The organism is Microterricola gilva (assembly GCF_004217495.1).
Lineage (GTDB): Bacteria > Actinomycetota > Actinomycetes > Actinomycetales > Microbacteriaceae > Microterricola > Microterricola gilva.
The window spans coordinates 1,172,403-1,187,206 of sequence record NZ_SHLC01000001.1 but is presented as its reverse complement, the minus strand read 5'-3'; the positions used below and the strand labels follow the sequence as shown (position 1 = coordinate 1,187,206).

The window sequence follows — 14,804 nt, the reverse complement described above, 5'->3', positions numbered from 1 at the left end:
CCGCTTAGAGAGGACGCCCATGATTGAGCTGCGCACCCCCGCCGAGATCCAGCAGATGGAGCCGGCCGGTCGCTTCGTGGCGAGCGTGCTCACGGCCACAGCCGCGGCAGCCAAGGTCGGGGTGAACCTGCTCAGCCTCGACAAGCTCGCGCACGACATGATCCGGGCCGCCGGAGCGGAGAGCTGCTACATCGACTACCACCCGAGCTTCGGCGCGAGCCCGTTCGGCAAGGTCATCTGCACCTCCGTGAACGACGCGGTCCTGCACGGGCTCCCCCACGACTACGCGCTGCGCGACGGCGATCTGCTGACGCTGGACTTCGCGGCATCCGTCAACGGCTGGGTCAGCGACTCCGCACTCTCACTCGTCGTCGGCACCCCGCGCGATGAGGACCTGAAGCTCATCGACACGACGACGCGCGCCCTCGCGGCCGGAATCGCCGCCGCGCAGCCCGGGAACAGGATCGGCGACATCTCCGCCGCCATCGCCGCCGTTGGTCACGGCGACGGGTACACGATCAACACCGATTTCGGCGGCCACGGAGTCGGCCGCACCATGCACGGCGACCCGCACATCCCCAACGACGGTCGTGCAGGCCGCGGGCTCCCCCTGCGCCCCGGTCTCGTCATCGCGATCGAGCCGTGGTTCCTGCACACGACCGATCGGATCGTGACGGATGCCGACGGCTGGACTCTGCGCAGCGCCGACGGTTCGCGCGGCGCTCACATGGAGCACACGATCGCGATCACCGAGGACGGCCCGCTGGTCCTCACCGCGAGGGGCTAGCCCTCTGAGGCCTGCAGCTCCGTCGGCAGCAGGTCCGGCCGCACGCGTCGCGTGCGCTCCACCTGCTGCTCGTGGCGCCAGCGTGCGATCGCGCCGTGGTCGCCGCTGCGGAGCACAGGCGGCACCTCGCGCTCACGCCAGACGGCCGGCTTGGTGTAGCTCGGGTACTCGAGGAGGCCGTCCTCGTGGGATTCCTCGACCAGGCTCTCCGGGTTGCCGACGACGCCGGGGATCAGGCGGCCGACGGCCTCGATCATGGCCATGACGGCCACCTCTCCGCCGTTCAGGACGTAGTCACCGAGGCTGACCAGGCGCACGCGTCCACGCGCCGCGTACTCGTCGAAGACGCGCTGGTCGATGCCCTCGTAGCGGCCGCAGCCGAAGACGATGTGCTGCTCGTCGGCGAGTTCGCGGGCCATCTTCTGGTCGAAGCGCACGCCGGCGGGCGAGGGGAAGATGATGATCGGGTCGGCGTCGGCCGGGCCGGCATCCAGAATCGAGTCGAGTGCCTCACCCCACGGTTCCGGCTTCATCACCATGCCCGCGCCGCCGCCTGCCGGTGTGTCGTCGACGGTGTTGTGGCGGTCGTGGGTGAAGTCGCGCAGGTTGTGCACGCCGAGTTCGATCAGGCCGTTCGCGCGCGCCTTGCCGAGCAGCGAGATGTCGAGCACATCGAAGAATTCGGGAAAGATCGTGACGATGTCGATGCGCATGGCTCAATTCTAGGAGAGGACCCCCGCGGTGGTGGCCGCCAGGCTGCTCGCGACGGCCTCGTCGTAGCGCTCTCCGACGAGCGTGACCAGCTCGGCGGGCGGGAAACGGTTCGGGACGAGCAGCGGCGCACTCACGACGTCCGCGCCGGCCTCGTGCGCCAGCGCGGCGAAATACCCGGGCGCCAGAAGGTAGCTGGCGAGCACGACCCTGCCGCCGGCCGCCTGCGCTCTCGCATCGATGACGGCGTCGCTGAGGCGCGGTGTTGCAGCCGAGATGAAGCCGACCCCGACCTCGCGCCGCAGCACGATGCCCAGACGCCGCGCCGTCTCCGCACAGTCCGCCACCGCGCGCCTGTCGCTGGATCCGGCCGCGGCGAGCACGACACGGTCGCCTGGACGCAGGCCGGCCTCGCGGAGCCGGCGGGCCAGCAGCGCAACGAGCCGGTCATCGGGCCCGAGCGCCGCGGCGAGCACGGCCGTGTGCTCCTCGGCCGCAGCGAGCTCCTCGCGCAGGTCAACATGCACGTGGTATCCGGCCGAGAGCAGCAACGGGACGACCACGACGATGCCCCGCGGGTCGAGCGCCGCCAACGACGCCGCGACGTCCGGCTGCTGCACGTCGACGAAAGCCGCGACGACGTCGAGCTCCTGGCGCGCCCGCGCGACCGAGTCGACGAGAGCTGTCACCGCGCCCTGCCCATCCGGCGACGAGGTTCCGTGGGAGACGGCGAGCAGCGTCATTCGAACTCGATCTCGATGAATCCAGCAACGACGCGGGTGCGGAAGGTCTTGAGGTGCAGCGCCGGATCGCTGAAGCACTCCCCGGTGCCGAGGTCGTAGACCTGTTTGAGCAGCGGCGAGGCGATGGTCGGCCGCTCCCCCTTCGACCCAACGATCCCCCTGGCCATCACATAGGCGTCGGTGTGCGGGTCGCGGTGGCAGACCGCGTAGATCTCCTTCGGCGAGACCTTGAAGAGCGCGATCTGCTTCATGCGCAGCAGCACGGCCTCGCCCCAGGACGGCTCGAGGTCGGCGAGCGCGCACGCCTGCTCCCAGACGGCGGTGCCGCGAGTCGTGTCTGTCTGTTCCAGTGTCATGCCCATCGGTTCTCGTCCTCTCATCGGTGCTCGGCTCCGGCCAGTGGACTCGACAGTACGCAGCGGATGTTTCGGCAGACGACTGCGCGTGTTACCTCCGGATGACGGGCACCTCACAGCGCGCGACGACACGGGTGGGACGCAGGACATCACGCGTTACACGCGGGTAAAGGCCGAGAAACGGCGCGTCAATAGGCTCTGGGCAGTTCCGACAGAGAGACGAGGTCACCGATGCCTGCCGATGACAACAGAATCGCCACCACCAGGGAGAGCGCCGCCGTCCGCCGAGTCGTCGTGATCGGCGGCGGACCGGCCGCGCACCGGCTCGCGGATGCGATCGGCAGCCGCGACCAGGCCGGCCTCATCCGCCTCACGGTGCTGAGCGAGGAGAACCACCTGCCATACGACAGGGTCGCACTGAGCAGGCGCCTGCACGGCCAGGACGACCTGACGCTGACGGCGAGCACGCCGTGGGACGCCGAGCGGGTGCGGATCCACACGGGCACACGGGTCGTCGCCGTGGATCCGATCGCGCGCACGGTGACCACGGCATCCGGAGCTGTCTTCGACTACGACGACCTCGTCTTCGCGACGGGGTCGAGCGCGCCGGTTCCCGAGATCCCCGGACATGAGCACGCGAGGGTCTACCGCACGCTCGACGACGTCGACGCCCTCGTCGCCGAGACCGCGGAACTGACCGCGCGACTCGGCCGCCCGGCCAAGGTGCTGGTGGCAGGCGGCGGCCTGCTCGGGCTCGAGGCCGCCGGTGGCCTGCACCAGCTCGGCGCGGAGGCCGCCGTCGTGCACAGCGGCAGCTGGCTGATGTCCGCCCAACTCGATGAGGGCGCCGGGCAGGCGCTGTCCCGTCTCATCACGGCCACGGGGCTGACCCTGCACCTCGGCACTCGGCCGCGCGCCATCGTCGTCGAGGATGACCGGGTCGTCGCGGTCCGGTTCAGCAATGGCAGCACCGTCGATGCCGACATCGTGATCTTCGCGATCGGCATCACCCCGCGCGACGAGCTCGCCCGCGCGGCCGGCCTGACCATCGGCGCGCGCGGCGGCGTCGTGATCGGCTCCGACTGCCGCAGCTCCGACCCCAACATCTGGGCGATCGGCGAGGTCGCCTGCGTCGAGGGTCGCTGCGTCGGACTCGTCGCACCGGCCAACGCCATGGCAGAGACCGTCGCCGACCGGCTGCTCGGCGGTCACGCCGAGTTCGACACGATCGACGACGCCACGAAACTGAAGCTCTCCGGCGTCGACGTTGCCAGCTTCGGCGATGCGATGGGCGAGACGGCTGGCGCGCTGGAGATCGTCTACGCCGACCCGGCCAGGGGGCTGTACCAGAAGCTCGTGATGTCCGACGATGCCCGCACGCTCCTCGGCGGCGTCTTCGTCGGCGACGCCGCCCCGTACTCGGCCCTGCGCCCGTTGCTCGGTCGCACGCTGAGCGCAGAGCCTGCCGCCTATCTCTCCGCGGCTGGCGCACAGGCGCCGGCCGGGGACGAGCTGCCGGATGACGCGCTCGTCTGCTCGTGCAACAACGTGCGCGTCGGCACCGTGCGCGGCGCCGTCCACAGTGGGAAGGACGGCGGACCGTGCCACGACCTGGGCGAGCTCAAGGCGTGCACGCGCGCGGGAACGCAGTGCGGTTCCTGTGTGCCGCTGGTCAAGAAGCTCCTCCAGGGGGAACTGGCGAAGTCGGGTGCGACGCTCTCCACGGCGCTCTGCGAACACTTCGCGATGAGCCGCCAAGACCTGTTCGAGTCGGTGCGGGTGCTCGGTCTGCGCTCCTTCGAGGAGATCATTGAGCGTTTCGGCAGTGGCCGCGGCTGCGACATCTGCAAGCCGGTCGTCGGGTCCATCCTGGCCAGCCAGGGCAACGACTACATCCTGGATGATGGCAGAGGCACGCTCCAGGACACCAACGACCGTGCCATGGCGAACATGCAGAAGGACGGCAGCTACTCCGTCGTCCCCCGCCGGCGGCGAGATCACCCCGGCCGGGCTCGCCGTCATCGCCGCCGTCGCAACGCAGTTCGGGCTGTACACGAAGATCACCGGCGGCCAGCGCATCGACCTGTTCGGGGCCAGGCTCGACCAGCTGCCCGCCATCTGGCGGATCCTGGTGGATGCCGGCTTCGAATCCGGCCAGGCCTACGGCAAGGCGCTGCGCAACGTGAAGAGCTGCGTCGGATCGACCTGGTGCCGCTTCGGCGTGCAGGACTCGGTGTCGATGGCGATCCGGCTGGAGCTGCGCTACCGCGGCCTGCGTGCCCCGCACAAGTTCAAGTTCGGTGTCTCCGGCTGCGCCCGCGAGTGCGCGGAGGCACGAGGCAAGGACGTCGGGGTGATCGCCAGCGACAAGGGGTGGAACCTCTTCGTCGGCGGCAACGGCGGGTTCCAGCCCAGCCACGGCCAGTTGCTGGCATCCGACCTCGACGACGAGACGCTCATCTCCTACATCGACCGCTACATGATGTACTACATCCGCACCGCCGACCGCCTGCAGCGCACGGCGAGGTGGATCGAGGAACTGGACGGCGGGCTCGATCACGTGCGCGACGTCGTGGTCAATGACTCGCTCGGGTTGGCCGCCGAACTCGAGTCGGCAATGGAACGTCATGTGGGCAGCTATGAGGATGAGTGGGCTGCTACGCTGGCCGACCCAGAGCGACTTCGCCGTTTCCGCTCATTCGTGAACGCACCTGGCACACCGGATCCGAGCATCGGCCGTGTTCTCGAACGGGGTCAGATGCGGCCGGCACTGCCGGGTGAGGCGGAGGACGGCAAGGTCATGCTGAGCGGCCCCAGTATTCCCGTGAGAGGACAGTGACGATGACGGATGCACCGATCGCGGATGCGCCGCGTGGACGCGGCCGCGTGACACTCGTCGGCGGTGGTCCGGGCAGCGATGGACTCCTCACCGTCGCCGGCGTCGACGCCCTGAGGAGCGCAGACGTCGTGCTCTACGACCGCCTCGCCCCGCAGGCGGCGCTGCGCGAGCAGGCGCCGAACGCACTCCTGATCGACGTCGGGAAGCAGCCGGGTCATCACCCGGTGAGCCAGAGCGGCATCGAAGCGCTCATCGTCGAGCACGCCGGCGGCGGCGCCCACGTCGTGCGACTGAAGGGCGGCGACCCCTACGTGCTCGGTCGCGGAAGCGAGGAGGTACTCGCCTGCCACCGGGCCGGCATTCCCGTTCGGGTGATCCCCGGTGTCAGCAGCGCCATCGCGGTTCCGGCGGCCGCCGGCATCCCGCTCACCCACCGCGGGGTCAGTCGACTCTTCACCGTGATCTCCGGGCACGCACCGCTCTCGGATGACGAGCTCATGCACCTCTCCGGGCTCGGCGGCACCATCGTCGTGCTCATGGGCATCAACACCCTGCCGTCGCTGTGCAGCGGGCTGCTGCGCCACGGCACGCGTGCCGACATGCCGATCGCCGTCATCGAACGCGGCTTCAGCGACACCCAACGCACCACCATCGCCGATCTCGGCAGCATCCTGGCCGAGGCGGCCGCCGCCCGCCTCTCCTCCCCCGCCGTGCTGGTGATCGGCGAGGTCGTTCGCCTCGCGAACGATGGCGACGCCGACGCCGTGTCGCTGATGGCGCGCGCCGCGCGGGTCGATTCCGATTTCGCCGGCCTGGTCGACGCGTGAGCACGCGTCATCCGGGGGTCCGGAGTGACGCACAGGAGGAGCCGGTCATCGGGCTCCGCCCCGATCAGCTCCACGGTTTCCGGATCGCGGTGACCAGCGACCGCCGATCCGGCGACCTCATTGACGCCTTCGAGCGCCGCGGCGCGACCGTGCTGCACGCGCCGACGCTGCACATCGTCAACGCGGCAGAGGACGAGCCCGTCATCGCCGACACCCGCGCGATCATCGCTGCACGCCCCGATCTGCTGCTCGCTACGACGGCGTACGGAATCCGGCGCTGGTTCGATGTCGCGGATGCCGCGGGCCAGGGCGGCGCGCTCACCGAGGCGCTGAGCGGCACCAGCATCCTCGTGCGCGGCCCCAAGGCACGCGGCGGGATCCGCGCGGCCGGGCTCGATGACGTCGGCATGAGCGCGGAGGAGACGAGCGCGTCGCTCGTGGACAAGGTGCTCGAGGAGTTCCCGCCAGGGCTGACCGTCGCCGTGCAGGTGCACGGGCACCAGGATGAGCTGCAACTGGACCGTCTCCGCGCCGTGCATCCGCGCGTGCTCACCGTCGCACCGTATCGCTGGGTGGCCCCTGACGACTCTGACCACCGGGTGCGTCGTCTGGTCGATGCCGTCTGCGCGGCGCAACTGGACTGCATCACCTTCACCAGCGCACCGGCCGTCGACGCCCTGCTCAGCGCGGCCGACGAGCTCGGCCGCCGCACGGAGCTTCTCGCGGCGATGCGTGACACGGTGCTGACGGCCGCCGTCGGACCCGTGACGGCCGCACCCCTGCTCGCGGCGGGGCTCGAACCGATCCAACCAGAGCGTTTCCGGATGGGGGCGCTCATCCGCCTCGTCTGCGAGCACCTGGAGGGCGCGCACGTCGACGCCGTACCGACCGTTGCCGGCCCCGTGCTGCTGCGCGGAACGGTCGTGCAGATCGGAGAGCGCCGCGTCGCGCTGACGCCAAGCGCCCTGGCGATCTTCCGAGCGCTGTACGCGGCGCGTGGCGCCGTCGTCTCCCGCGAGGAGCTCGCCCGCGTTCTTCCCGGCGATGCCGACGATCATGTGCTGGAGATGGCGCTCAGCCGGCTCCGACAGTCGTTGGCATCGCCGGGACTCATCGCGACGGTTGTGAAGCGCGGCTACCGGCTGAACGTCTGAGCCGGCTCACGCGCGGCGTCGCTCGTGAGCTCGCCAACGGGCGGCTGTGCCGTCGTCACCAGGGTCTGCCTGGTGATCCGGCGGCGGTGTGAGAAGTAGAACAGCGCCCCGGTCAACGCGACGCCTCCGAGGAAGTTGCCTGCAAGCACGGGGAGCTGGTTCCAGCCCCACCACTCCGCGAGGCTCACGTCCGCCCCGAGCAGCATCCCGGCCGGGATCACGAACATGTTCACGACGGCATGCTCGAATCCGAGCGAGAAGAACATCGTCACCGGCAGCCACATGGCCATGATCTTGCCGCTCACCGATGCTGAGCTGAGCGCCAGCACTGCGCCCAGCGTCACCATCCAGTTGCAGAGGACAGCCTTGATGAACACCAGTGCCAGGCCGGAGCCGCCGAGTGCGGCGTAGCCGAGCGTCTTGCCCTCGGCGACGGCGATGATCTGGGCGATCATCGGATCGCTGGACTCGGTGCCCATCTTGGTGATGACGGCCACGTAGAGCAGCAGGTAGAGCGCGCAGCCGATGAGGTGGCCCACGATGACGAAGAAGAAGTTCTTCAGCATCAGCGCCGTGCTCGTGCGACCCTCGAGCACAGCCAGCGGGATGAGTGCGAAGTTGCCGGTGACGAGCTCGGTCCCGAGCAGCACGATGATGACGAAGCCGACGGGGAAGATCAGCGCTCCGACGATGGGGAGCCCGGTCTGGATGGACGCGGTGAACGCGACGGTCGTCGCGCAGGCGAGGATGGCGCCGGCGAGGATGCCGCGCACCACCATCTGGCTGACCGGCTGCTCTGCCCGGGAGACTCCGGCTGAAATTGCCGCATCAACGATGCGGTCTGGGGCGACGTACGACATGCGACCTCCGAGTGTGAATCAGCCGGATTGGCTGTGGTTCACACGCTAAGAGGGCCACCGGCTCGCAGGATTGCGTGCCGGTGACCCTCTCGTAACGTTCCGCTCACCGCGCGCGAAAGCGGCGGTGAGGTCGTTGTCTAGTCTTCTGTCGAACCGCCATCGGCTGCGACATCCGTCTCGGAGTCCGCGTCCGTCTCCGTTTCGGAGTCCTCGACGGGCTCCTCCGGCAGCTCTTCGAACAGTCCGTTCGGAGGCGTGACCGTGACGACACCGGCGTCGATGTCGACGGAGGCGACGATGGCCTTCACGAATGGCACCATCACTTCGCCGTTCGGCGTCTTGACGATGATGAGGTCCTGTGCCGGGAAGTGCTCGATCCGGGCAACCTGGCCGACGGTCACACCGTCACGCACGACGGCGAGGCCGACGAGCTGGTGGTCATACCAGGCGTCTTCCTCATCGGGCGACTCGGTGTCATCCTGGTCGATCCAGAGAATCGCCTTGGCGAGGCCTTCGGCGGCGGTGCGGTCGGAGACTCCGACGAAGAACCCGACGGGGTGGCTGTTGTACCAGCGCAGCTCGGCGAGTTCGATGGTCTTTCCGTGCCACGGGGAACCCGTTGGAACCTGCAAGGAGAACACGGCGCCCGGGACGAAACGTCGCCCCGGGTCATCCGTGAAAAGCTCCAGCTTGATTGCACCCTTGAGTCCGTGCGCCTTGGTCAGGCGCCCAACCCGCAGTTGCGTGCGGCGCGCGTCGTCGTCACTCACTTCAGTAGTCAGTGTCGACGACATCGACGCGCACGCGCTTGCCATCGGCCAGCGCAGCCACGAGGGTGCGCAGGGCCTTGGCGGTGCGTCCGGCGCGACCGATCACCCGGCCGAGGTCCTCGGGATTCACACGAATCTCGAGAACATCGCCACGGGGTGAACTCTTGGCCACAACCTGCACGTCGTCCGGGTGATCAACGATCCCCTTGACGAGGTGCTGCAAAGCGGGAGCGAGCAAGACTAGGCCTGCTCGTCCGCTGCGGGAGCCTCGGTGGTCTCTTCAGCGTCAGCTGCGGGAGCCTCTTCCTTGGCGGCGGGCTTCTCAGCCTTCGGCTTCAGAACCGGCTTCTTCTTCTCGTCGGCGACGAAAGCAACCTTGGCTTCCTTGACCTGAACGGTGCTGACGGCATCCTTGTCACCCTTGAAGCGACCCCAGTCGCCGGTGAGCTTGAGGATGGCCGCGACCTGCTCGGTCGGCTGTGCGCCGACGCTGAGCCAGTACTGGGCACGCTCGGAGTCAACCTCGATGAAGGAGGGGTTCTCGGTCGGGTGGTACTTGCCGATCTCCTCGATGACGCGACCGTCGCGCTTGGTGCGCGAGTCGGCAACGACGATGCGGTAGTACGGTGCGCGGATCTTACCCATGCGCTTGAGACGAATCTTGACAGCCACAATTCTCCTGTGTGTTTTGTGAAATGGGCGAACTGACAGCCGTGAGCGTGGGGTGCACACTCGGCAAAAGCTCAAAGGGGCACTGTAAGTCTGATTAGAGGGTCGGACGAAACAGTGCTCGACAGACCATTCTTGCAGATATCGGCCCGCTTCCCCAATTCAGATCCAAACATGTCGATTTCGGATGCCGCGACGCCCGCCGCGGCGGCGCGTGCCAGAATTGCAACGCAGTGCTCCCCCGGCTCCCGCGCAGAATGGTGACCCCGTGCAGATCAGTTTCGCCGAGTCCCCCCGCGGGACGGTGGGCATCGAGTGGGAGTTGGCGCTCGTCGACGGTGCGAGCGGTGAACTCGTCGGTGTGGCCGCCGAGGTGCTGGACGAGCTCGCCGCAGACGATGGCACGCGGCATCCGCACATCACGGGGGAACTGCTGCTGAACACCGTCGAACTCGTCTCCTCCGTGCACGAGACCGTCGGCGGCGCGGTGCGCGAACTGCAGGGCCAGCTGAACGAGGTGCGCGCGGTGACCGATCCGCGCGGCGTCGAGCTGATCTGCAGCGGTTCGCACCCGTTCAGCCAGTGGTACGACCAGCAGGTGACCGACAAGGCCCGCTATCACCGCCTAATCGAGCGCACCCAGTGGTGGGGGCGCAACATGATGATCTGGGGCGTGCACGTGCACGTGGGCATCGACGCCCGCGAGCGGGTGCTCCCCCTGCTCGGCGGCCTCAGCAGCTATCTGCCTCACCTCCTGGCGCTCTCGGCGTCGAGCCCGTTCTGGGCCGGCGTCGACACCGGGTATGCCTCGAACCGGGCGCTCATGTTCCAGCAGCTGCCGACGGCCGGCCTGCCGTACGAGCTCTCCGATTGGAGCGAGTACGAACGCTACGTGCACGACATGACGGTGACGGGCATCATCGACGACTACACGGAGGTGCGCTGGGACATCCGACCGTCGCCGCACTGGGGAACCATCGAGATGCGAGCATGCGACGGGGTGTCAAGCGCCGCGGAGCTCGCCGCGGTCGCCGCCCTGATCCACTGCCTCGTCGAGCACCTCGAACGTCGGCTCGACGCCGGCGAGACGCTCGGCTGGTTGCAGCCGTGGTACGCCCGCGAGAACAAGTGGCGGGCCGCACGCTACGGTCTCGACGCGGAGATCATCCTCGATGCGCACGGCCGCGAGGCGCTCGTCACGGACGAGCTCGGCCGTCTGGTCGACGAGCTCGCCCCGATCGCTGCGGATCTGGGCTGCAGCGCCGAGCTGGCCTCCGTGCTCGACATCGTGCGCCACGGCGCCAGCTACCAGCGGCAGCTGCGGGCCGCGCAGGCCGCAGACGGCGATCTGCGGGCCGTCGTCGCCTCGCTCGCGCGCGAGCTCCGCGACGGCGTCGGCGCGTAGCCCATCCGGTCCGGCTACGGCGCCTCGCTGAGCGTGACGGTGGTCCTGCCGGTCTCTGTGCCGCGCAGATAGCTGACCTCGACGGTGTCGCCGACCTGCTTGGTCAACTTCAGCCGGGTGAGCACGGCGGCGTTCGTGGCCGCGTGGCCGTCGAGTGCTGTGATGATGTCGCCTGGCTCGATGCCTGCGTCCTCGGCCGGTCCACCCGCGGTGACGCCCTCCACGAACAACCCTGGTGCCGTGTTGAACCGCTCCGCGACCTCTTGAGGGATCACGACGACCTGCATGCCGAGGTACGGGTAGGAGACCTTTCCGTCCTCGATGAGCTGCTCGGCCAGGTCCATGGCGAGGTTGACCGGGACGGCGAAGCCGATTCCGACGCTTCCGCCGCCGGCCTGACCCGACTCATTGGGAACGGTGGCGATCGCCGAGTTCACGCCAATCTGGGCCCCGGTGCAGTCGACGAGGGCACCGCCGGAGTTGCCGGGGTTGATGGCGGCATCGGTCTGGACCGCGCCGGCCAGGAGCGCCATGGTTCCGTCGTCGGCCGGCACGGGAACGTCCCGGCCGAGCGCGCTCACGATTCCCGAGGTGACGGTGCTTGACAGACCGAGTGGCGCGCCGAGGGCGACGACGGGTTGACCGACGGCGAGCGTGTCGGAGTCGCCGATCGCGATGGTCGGCAGGGCGGAATCGACGTCGACCTTCACGACCGCGATGTCAGCTTGCGATGACCGCCCGACGAGCGTTGCAGGCACCTGTTGGCCGTTGCTGAAGGTGACCACGATCGTGGCGCCGTTGACGGCGTCGGCCACGACGTGGTTGTTGGTCAGGATGTAGCCGTCATCGCGCACGATGGAGCCGGTGCCGACGCCGCCACCGGCCTCGCTGACCACATTGATCGTGACGATCGTCGGCAGCACCGCGCTCGCCACCGACTCGGCGTCGCAGACGCCGGCGTTGGGGGCGGCGATGATGGGCCCGGTCGTGCTCGCCCCGGCGGACCCGGCCAGCTGGCCGAGGTAGCCACCGAGGAACCCGCCGACGAGGCCGACGACCAGGGCGCCGCCGAGCAGGACGCCAGGGCGAGAGAAGAAGGGCGTTGGGCCGGCATGGACCGCCGGCTCCGCTGCCGCATGGGCCGCCGTCGCAGCAGCATTCTCCGCGGGCACAGCCGACGGATCCTGTGCGTGTTTCCCCGGCTGCTGATCCATCGTGTCCCCGTCCATCTGAAGCGTTCCCGTGCTCGGAGTCTAGGGGGCTGGGGTGTCGCGCACCGGCGGGGCGCGCTGGTGCTAGCCGGCGTTCTTCTCGTCGCGCCAGGCGAGCCAGTCGCGCACCGGGCCGAGCTCGTAATGCGGGCCGGTGATGCCCACCGTGAACAGCGTCGCTCCGAGGGCGTGCATGGCGTCGGCATCCGCGATCGTGCGGTGCCTCAGCTCGACGGACACCTCGATCTCCGCGGGATCGCGCTGCTCGCGTTCGCACCAGCCGGCCAGAACGCCGAGCTTGTGCTCCAGGGTCGACGGTGAACTGAAGGAGTGCCAGATGTCGGCGTGCCTGGCGACCAGGCGCAGCGTCTTCTTCTCTCCGGCCCCGCCGATCAGCACGGGGATGTCGCGGGTGGGGGCCGGGTTCAGCCGCGCCCAGCGCGCCTCGATCCGAGGTAGGGACTCAGCCAGCGCGTCGAGCCGGCTGCCGACGGTGCCGAAGTCGTAGCCGTACTCCGCGTAGTCGCGTTCGAACCAGCCGGAGCCGGTTCCGAAGATGAAGCGCCCGCCGTCGCCGCCCCGCGCGCTGATGTGGTCGATCGTGCGCGCCATGTCGGCCTGCAGATCCGCGTTGCGGTAGCTGTTGCAGTTGACGAGCGCGCCGATCTCGATCCTGCTCGTCTGCTCCGCCCAGGCCGCGAGCATCGTCCACGATTCGAAGTGCAGTCCTTCCCTGTCGCCGGACAGCGGGAAGAAGTGGTCCCAGTTGAACGCGATGTCGGCGCCGAGCTCCTCGACCTCATTCAGAGTGTCGCGGATCTGGGCGTAGCTGCCGTGCTGCGGGGCGATCTGCACCCCGATGCGCACCGGGCGCGTTGCGGCTCGGTGCGTCACCGCTTAGCCCTTGCCGAGAAGCTTCTGGAAGTTGGCGAGGTCCTCTTCGCTGGGGCTCGGTGCCGAACCCCCGCCGAGTCCGAAGCCGGAGCCACCTGCGCTGACGCCGCTCGGCGCCTTCACGCCGCTGGCGATCGCCGCGTTCTCTGCTGCACGCTTGGCCGGGTTGCCGGACTTCGAGCCCTTCTTCTTGGCCTGCGGCTTGCCGCGCCCGCCGAAGCCGCCGCCGGGGATCGGGCCCATGCCGGGAACCTGCGGCATGCCGCCCTTGGCGACCGTCTTCATCATCTTGGCTGCCTGCTCGAAACGGTTCACGAGCTGGTTCACCTCGGTGACGCTCATGCCGCTACCGCGGGCGATGCGCAGGCGCCGTGAACCGTTGAGCAGCTTGGGGTTGACGCGCTCGGCCTTGGTCATCGACTGGATGATGGCTTCCGTGCGCACGATCTCGCGCTCGTCGAAGTTGTCGAGCTGCTGCTTCATGGCGCCGGCGCCTGGCAGCATGCTCATCATCTTCTTGATGGAGCCCATGTTGCGCAGCTGCTGCATCTGCTTGAGGAAGTCGTCGAGGGTGAAGCTGTCGGTCGCGAACTTCTCCGCGACGGCGCGCGCCTCCTCCTCGTCGAAGGCCGACTGGGCCTGCTCGATGAGCGTGAGGATGTCACCGAGGTCGAGGATGCGGCTCGCCATGCGGTCGGGGTGGAACGGCTCGAAGTCGTCGAGTCCCTCACCCGTTGAGGCGAAGATGATCGGGCGGCCGGTGATGGAGGCCACCGAGAGCGCCGCGCCACCGCGGGCGTCGCCGTCGAGCTTGGAGAGCACGACACCGGTGAAGTCGACGCCGTCCTGGAAGGCCTTGGCGGTTGCGACGGCATCCTGACCGATCATGGCGTCGATGACGAAGAGCACCTCGTCCGGGTCGATGGCCTTGCGGATGTCGGCGGCCTGCTTCATCATCTCGGCGTCGACGCCGAGACGACCGGCGGTGTCGACGATGACGACGTCGTGCTGCTTCTGCTTGGCCCAGGCGACGCCGTCCTTGGCGACCTTGACCGGGTTGCCGACGCCGTTGCCCGGCTCGGGTGCGAAGACGGGGACGCCTGCCTGCTCGCCGACGACCTGCAGCTGGGTGACGGCGTTGGGCCGCTGGAGGTCGGAGGCGACGAGGATCGGGGTGTGGCCGTCTTTGGCGAGCCATTTGGCGAGCTTGCCGGCCAGGGTGGTCTTACCTGCACCCTGCAGACCGGCCAGCATGATGACTGTCGGCGGCTTCTTGGAGAACTCGAGGCGGCGCTGCTGGCCGCCGAGGATCGTGATGAGCTCCTCGTTCACGATCTGCACGACCTGCTGGGCCGGGTTCAGCGCCTTGTTGACCTCGTCACCGAGGGCGCGCTCACGCACCGTCGCCGTGAAGCTCTTGACGACGTCGAGCGCGACGTCGGCGTCGAGCAGGGCGCGGCGGATCTCGCGCACGGTGCTGTCGACGTCGGCAGCGGAGAGCTTGCCCTTCGTGCGCAGGTTCTTAAAGGTCTCGGCAAGCCGGTCGGAGAGCGTTCCAAATGTAGCCATGGTGTTGAC

The 14,804-nt window shown here is 68.7% G+C and carries 14 protein-coding genes and 1 pseudogene; 5 read left to right on the top strand and 10 right to left on the bottom strand.

The features are described from left to right. Positions 1 to 19 precede the first annotated feature (19 nt). Positions 20 to 787, top strand: a complete 768-nt coding sequence (gene map / locus EV379_RS05330; protein ID WP_130505217.1) for a type I methionyl aminopeptidase — start codon at positions 20 to 22, stop codon at positions 785 to 787. On the opposite strand, the gene trmD is transcribed toward map, so the two are convergent. Genes trmD through nirD form a run of 3 tightly spaced genes read right to left on the bottom strand, consistent with a single transcriptional unit; the run spans position 784 to position 2,603 of the window. Beyond that, positions 784 to 1,500 carry a tRNA (guanosine(37)-N1)-methyltransferase TrmD gene (gene trmD, locus EV379_RS05325; RefSeq protein WP_130505216.1) on the bottom strand — a complete coding sequence of 239 codons (717 nt, stop codon included), beginning with the start codon at positions 1,498 to 1,500 and terminating at the stop codon, positions 784 to 786. The genes map and trmD overlap by 4 nt on opposite strands. A 9-nt stretch (positions 1,501 to 1,509) precedes the next feature. Further along, complete coding sequence (locus EV379_RS05320; RefSeq protein WP_130505215.1) at positions 1,510 to 2,241, bottom strand: sirohydrochlorin chelatase; 732 nt, start codon at positions 2,239 to 2,241, stop codon at positions 1,510 to 1,512. After that, positions 2,238 to 2,603 carry a nitrite reductase small subunit NirD gene (nirD, locus tag EV379_RS05315; RefSeq protein ID WP_130505214.1) on the bottom strand — a complete coding sequence of 122 codons (366 nt, stop codon included), beginning with the start codon at positions 2,601 to 2,603 and terminating at the stop codon, positions 2,238 to 2,240. Before nirD ends, EV379_RS05320 begins: the two co-directional genes overlap by 4 nt. Before the next feature lie 225 nt (positions 2,604 to 2,828). Between nirD and nirB the strand changes: the two are divergent. The 3 genes and pseudogenes from nirB (at position 2,829) to EV379_RS05300 (ending at position 7,417) form a co-directional block, all read left to right on the top strand. Beyond that, a pseudogene (gene nirB / locus EV379_RS05310) lies at positions 2,829 to 5,436 on the top strand (nitrite reductase large subunit NirB). A 2-nt stretch (positions 5,437 to 5,438) separates the two neighbouring features. Beyond that, entirely contained in the window at positions 5,439 to 6,263 is an 825-nt protein-coding gene (gene cobA / locus EV379_RS05305) for a uroporphyrinogen-III C-methyltransferase (RefSeq protein WP_130505213.1), read from the top strand. Continuing rightward, positions 6,260 to 7,417 carry a uroporphyrinogen-III synthase gene (locus tag EV379_RS05300; protein WP_242616254.1) on the top strand — a complete coding sequence of 386 codons (1,158 nt, stop codon included), beginning with the start codon at positions 6,260 to 6,262 and terminating at the stop codon, positions 7,415 to 7,417. The genes cobA and EV379_RS05300 overlap by 4 nt, the downstream gene beginning before the upstream one ends. On the opposite strand, the gene EV379_RS05295 is transcribed toward EV379_RS05300, so the two are convergent. From EV379_RS05295 to rpsP, 4 genes are all read right to left on the bottom strand, one after another. Next, complete coding sequence (locus EV379_RS05295) at positions 7,399 to 8,277, bottom strand: formate/nitrite transporter family protein (protein WP_130505212.1); 879 nt, start codon at positions 8,275 to 8,277, stop codon at positions 7,399 to 7,401. The genes EV379_RS05300 and EV379_RS05295 overlap by 19 nt on opposite strands. Before the next feature lie 137 nt (positions 8,278 to 8,414). Then, positions 8,415 to 9,071 carry a ribosome maturation factor RimM gene (gene rimM, locus EV379_RS05290; protein WP_130505211.1) on the bottom strand — a complete coding sequence of 219 codons (657 nt, stop codon included), beginning with the start codon at positions 9,069 to 9,071 and terminating at the stop codon, positions 8,415 to 8,417. After that, complete coding sequence (locus EV379_RS05285; RefSeq protein ID WP_130505210.1) at positions 9,049 to 9,285, bottom strand: RNA-binding protein; 237 nt, start codon at positions 9,283 to 9,285, stop codon at positions 9,049 to 9,051. Before EV379_RS05285 ends, rimM begins: the two co-directional genes overlap by 23 nt. 2 nt (positions 9,286 to 9,287) lie before the next feature. Continuing rightward, positions 9,288 to 9,719: a 30S ribosomal protein S16 gene (gene rpsP, locus EV379_RS05280; protein WP_130505209.1), complete on the bottom strand. Its 432-nt coding sequence runs from the start codon at positions 9,717 to 9,719 to the stop codon at positions 9,288 to 9,290. 265 nt (positions 9,720 to 9,984) lie between these two features. Between rpsP and EV379_RS05275 the strand changes: the two genes are divergently transcribed. Continuing rightward, positions 9,985 to 11,121 (top strand): glutamate--cysteine ligase, encoded by a 1,137-nt coding sequence (locus EV379_RS05275; protein WP_130505208.1) that lies wholly within the window; start codon positions 9,985 to 9,987, stop codon positions 11,119 to 11,121. A 14-nt stretch (positions 11,122 to 11,135) separates the two neighbouring features. Here the strand turns inward: EV379_RS05275 and EV379_RS05270 are convergent, their stop codons facing one another. The 3 genes from EV379_RS05270 to ffh all read right to left on the bottom strand — a co-directional run bounded on the left by EV379_RS05270 (position 11,136) and on the right by ffh (position 14,795). Then, positions 11,136 to 12,293 (bottom strand): S1C family serine protease, encoded by a 1,158-nt coding sequence (locus EV379_RS05270; protein ID WP_242616253.1) that lies wholly within the window; start codon positions 12,291 to 12,293, stop codon positions 11,136 to 11,138. A gap of 123 nt (positions 12,294 to 12,416) precedes the next feature. After that, the gene (locus tag EV379_RS05265) at positions 12,417 to 13,226 is read right to left on the bottom strand and encodes an LLM class F420-dependent oxidoreductase (RefSeq protein ID WP_130505206.1); all 810 of its coding nucleotides are present in this window, start codon (positions 13,224 to 13,226) and stop codon (positions 12,417 to 12,419) included. 3 nt (positions 13,227 to 13,229) lie between these two features. Then, positions 13,230 to 14,795, bottom strand: a complete 1,566-nt coding sequence (gene ffh / locus EV379_RS05260) for a signal recognition particle protein (RefSeq protein ID WP_130505205.1) — start codon at positions 14,793 to 14,795, stop codon at positions 13,230 to 13,232. Between the last annotated feature and the right edge of the window lie 9 nt (positions 14,796 to 14,804).

Coding starts and splice junctions, on each gene's coding strand:
- map (WP_130505217.1), top strand. CDS start 20: ATGATTGAGCTGCGCACCCCCGCCGAGATCCAGCAGATGGAGCCGGCC.
- trmD (WP_130505216.1), bottom strand. CDS start 1,500: ATGCGCATCGACATCGTCACGATCTTTCCCGAATTCTTCGATGTGCTC.
- EV379_RS05320 (WP_130505215.1), bottom strand. CDS start 2,241: ATGACGCTGCTCGCCGTCTCCCACGGAACCTCGTCGCCGGATGGGCAG.
- nirD (WP_130505214.1), bottom strand. CDS start 2,603: ATGGGCATGACACTGGAACAGACAGACACGACTCGCGGCACCGCCGTC.
- cobA (WP_130505213.1), top strand. CDS start 5,439: ATGACGGATGCACCGATCGCGGATGCGCCGCGTGGACGCGGCCGCGTG.
- EV379_RS05295 (WP_130505212.1), bottom strand. CDS start 8,277: ATGTCGTACGTCGCCCCAGACCGCATCGTTGATGCGGCAATTTCAGCC.
- rimM (WP_130505211.1), bottom strand. CDS start 9,071: ATGTCGTCGACACTGACTACTGAAGTGAGTGACGACGACGCGCGCCGC.
- ffh (WP_130505205.1), bottom strand. CDS start 14,795: ATGGCTACATTTGGAACGCTCTCCGACCGGCTTGCCGAGACCTTTAAG.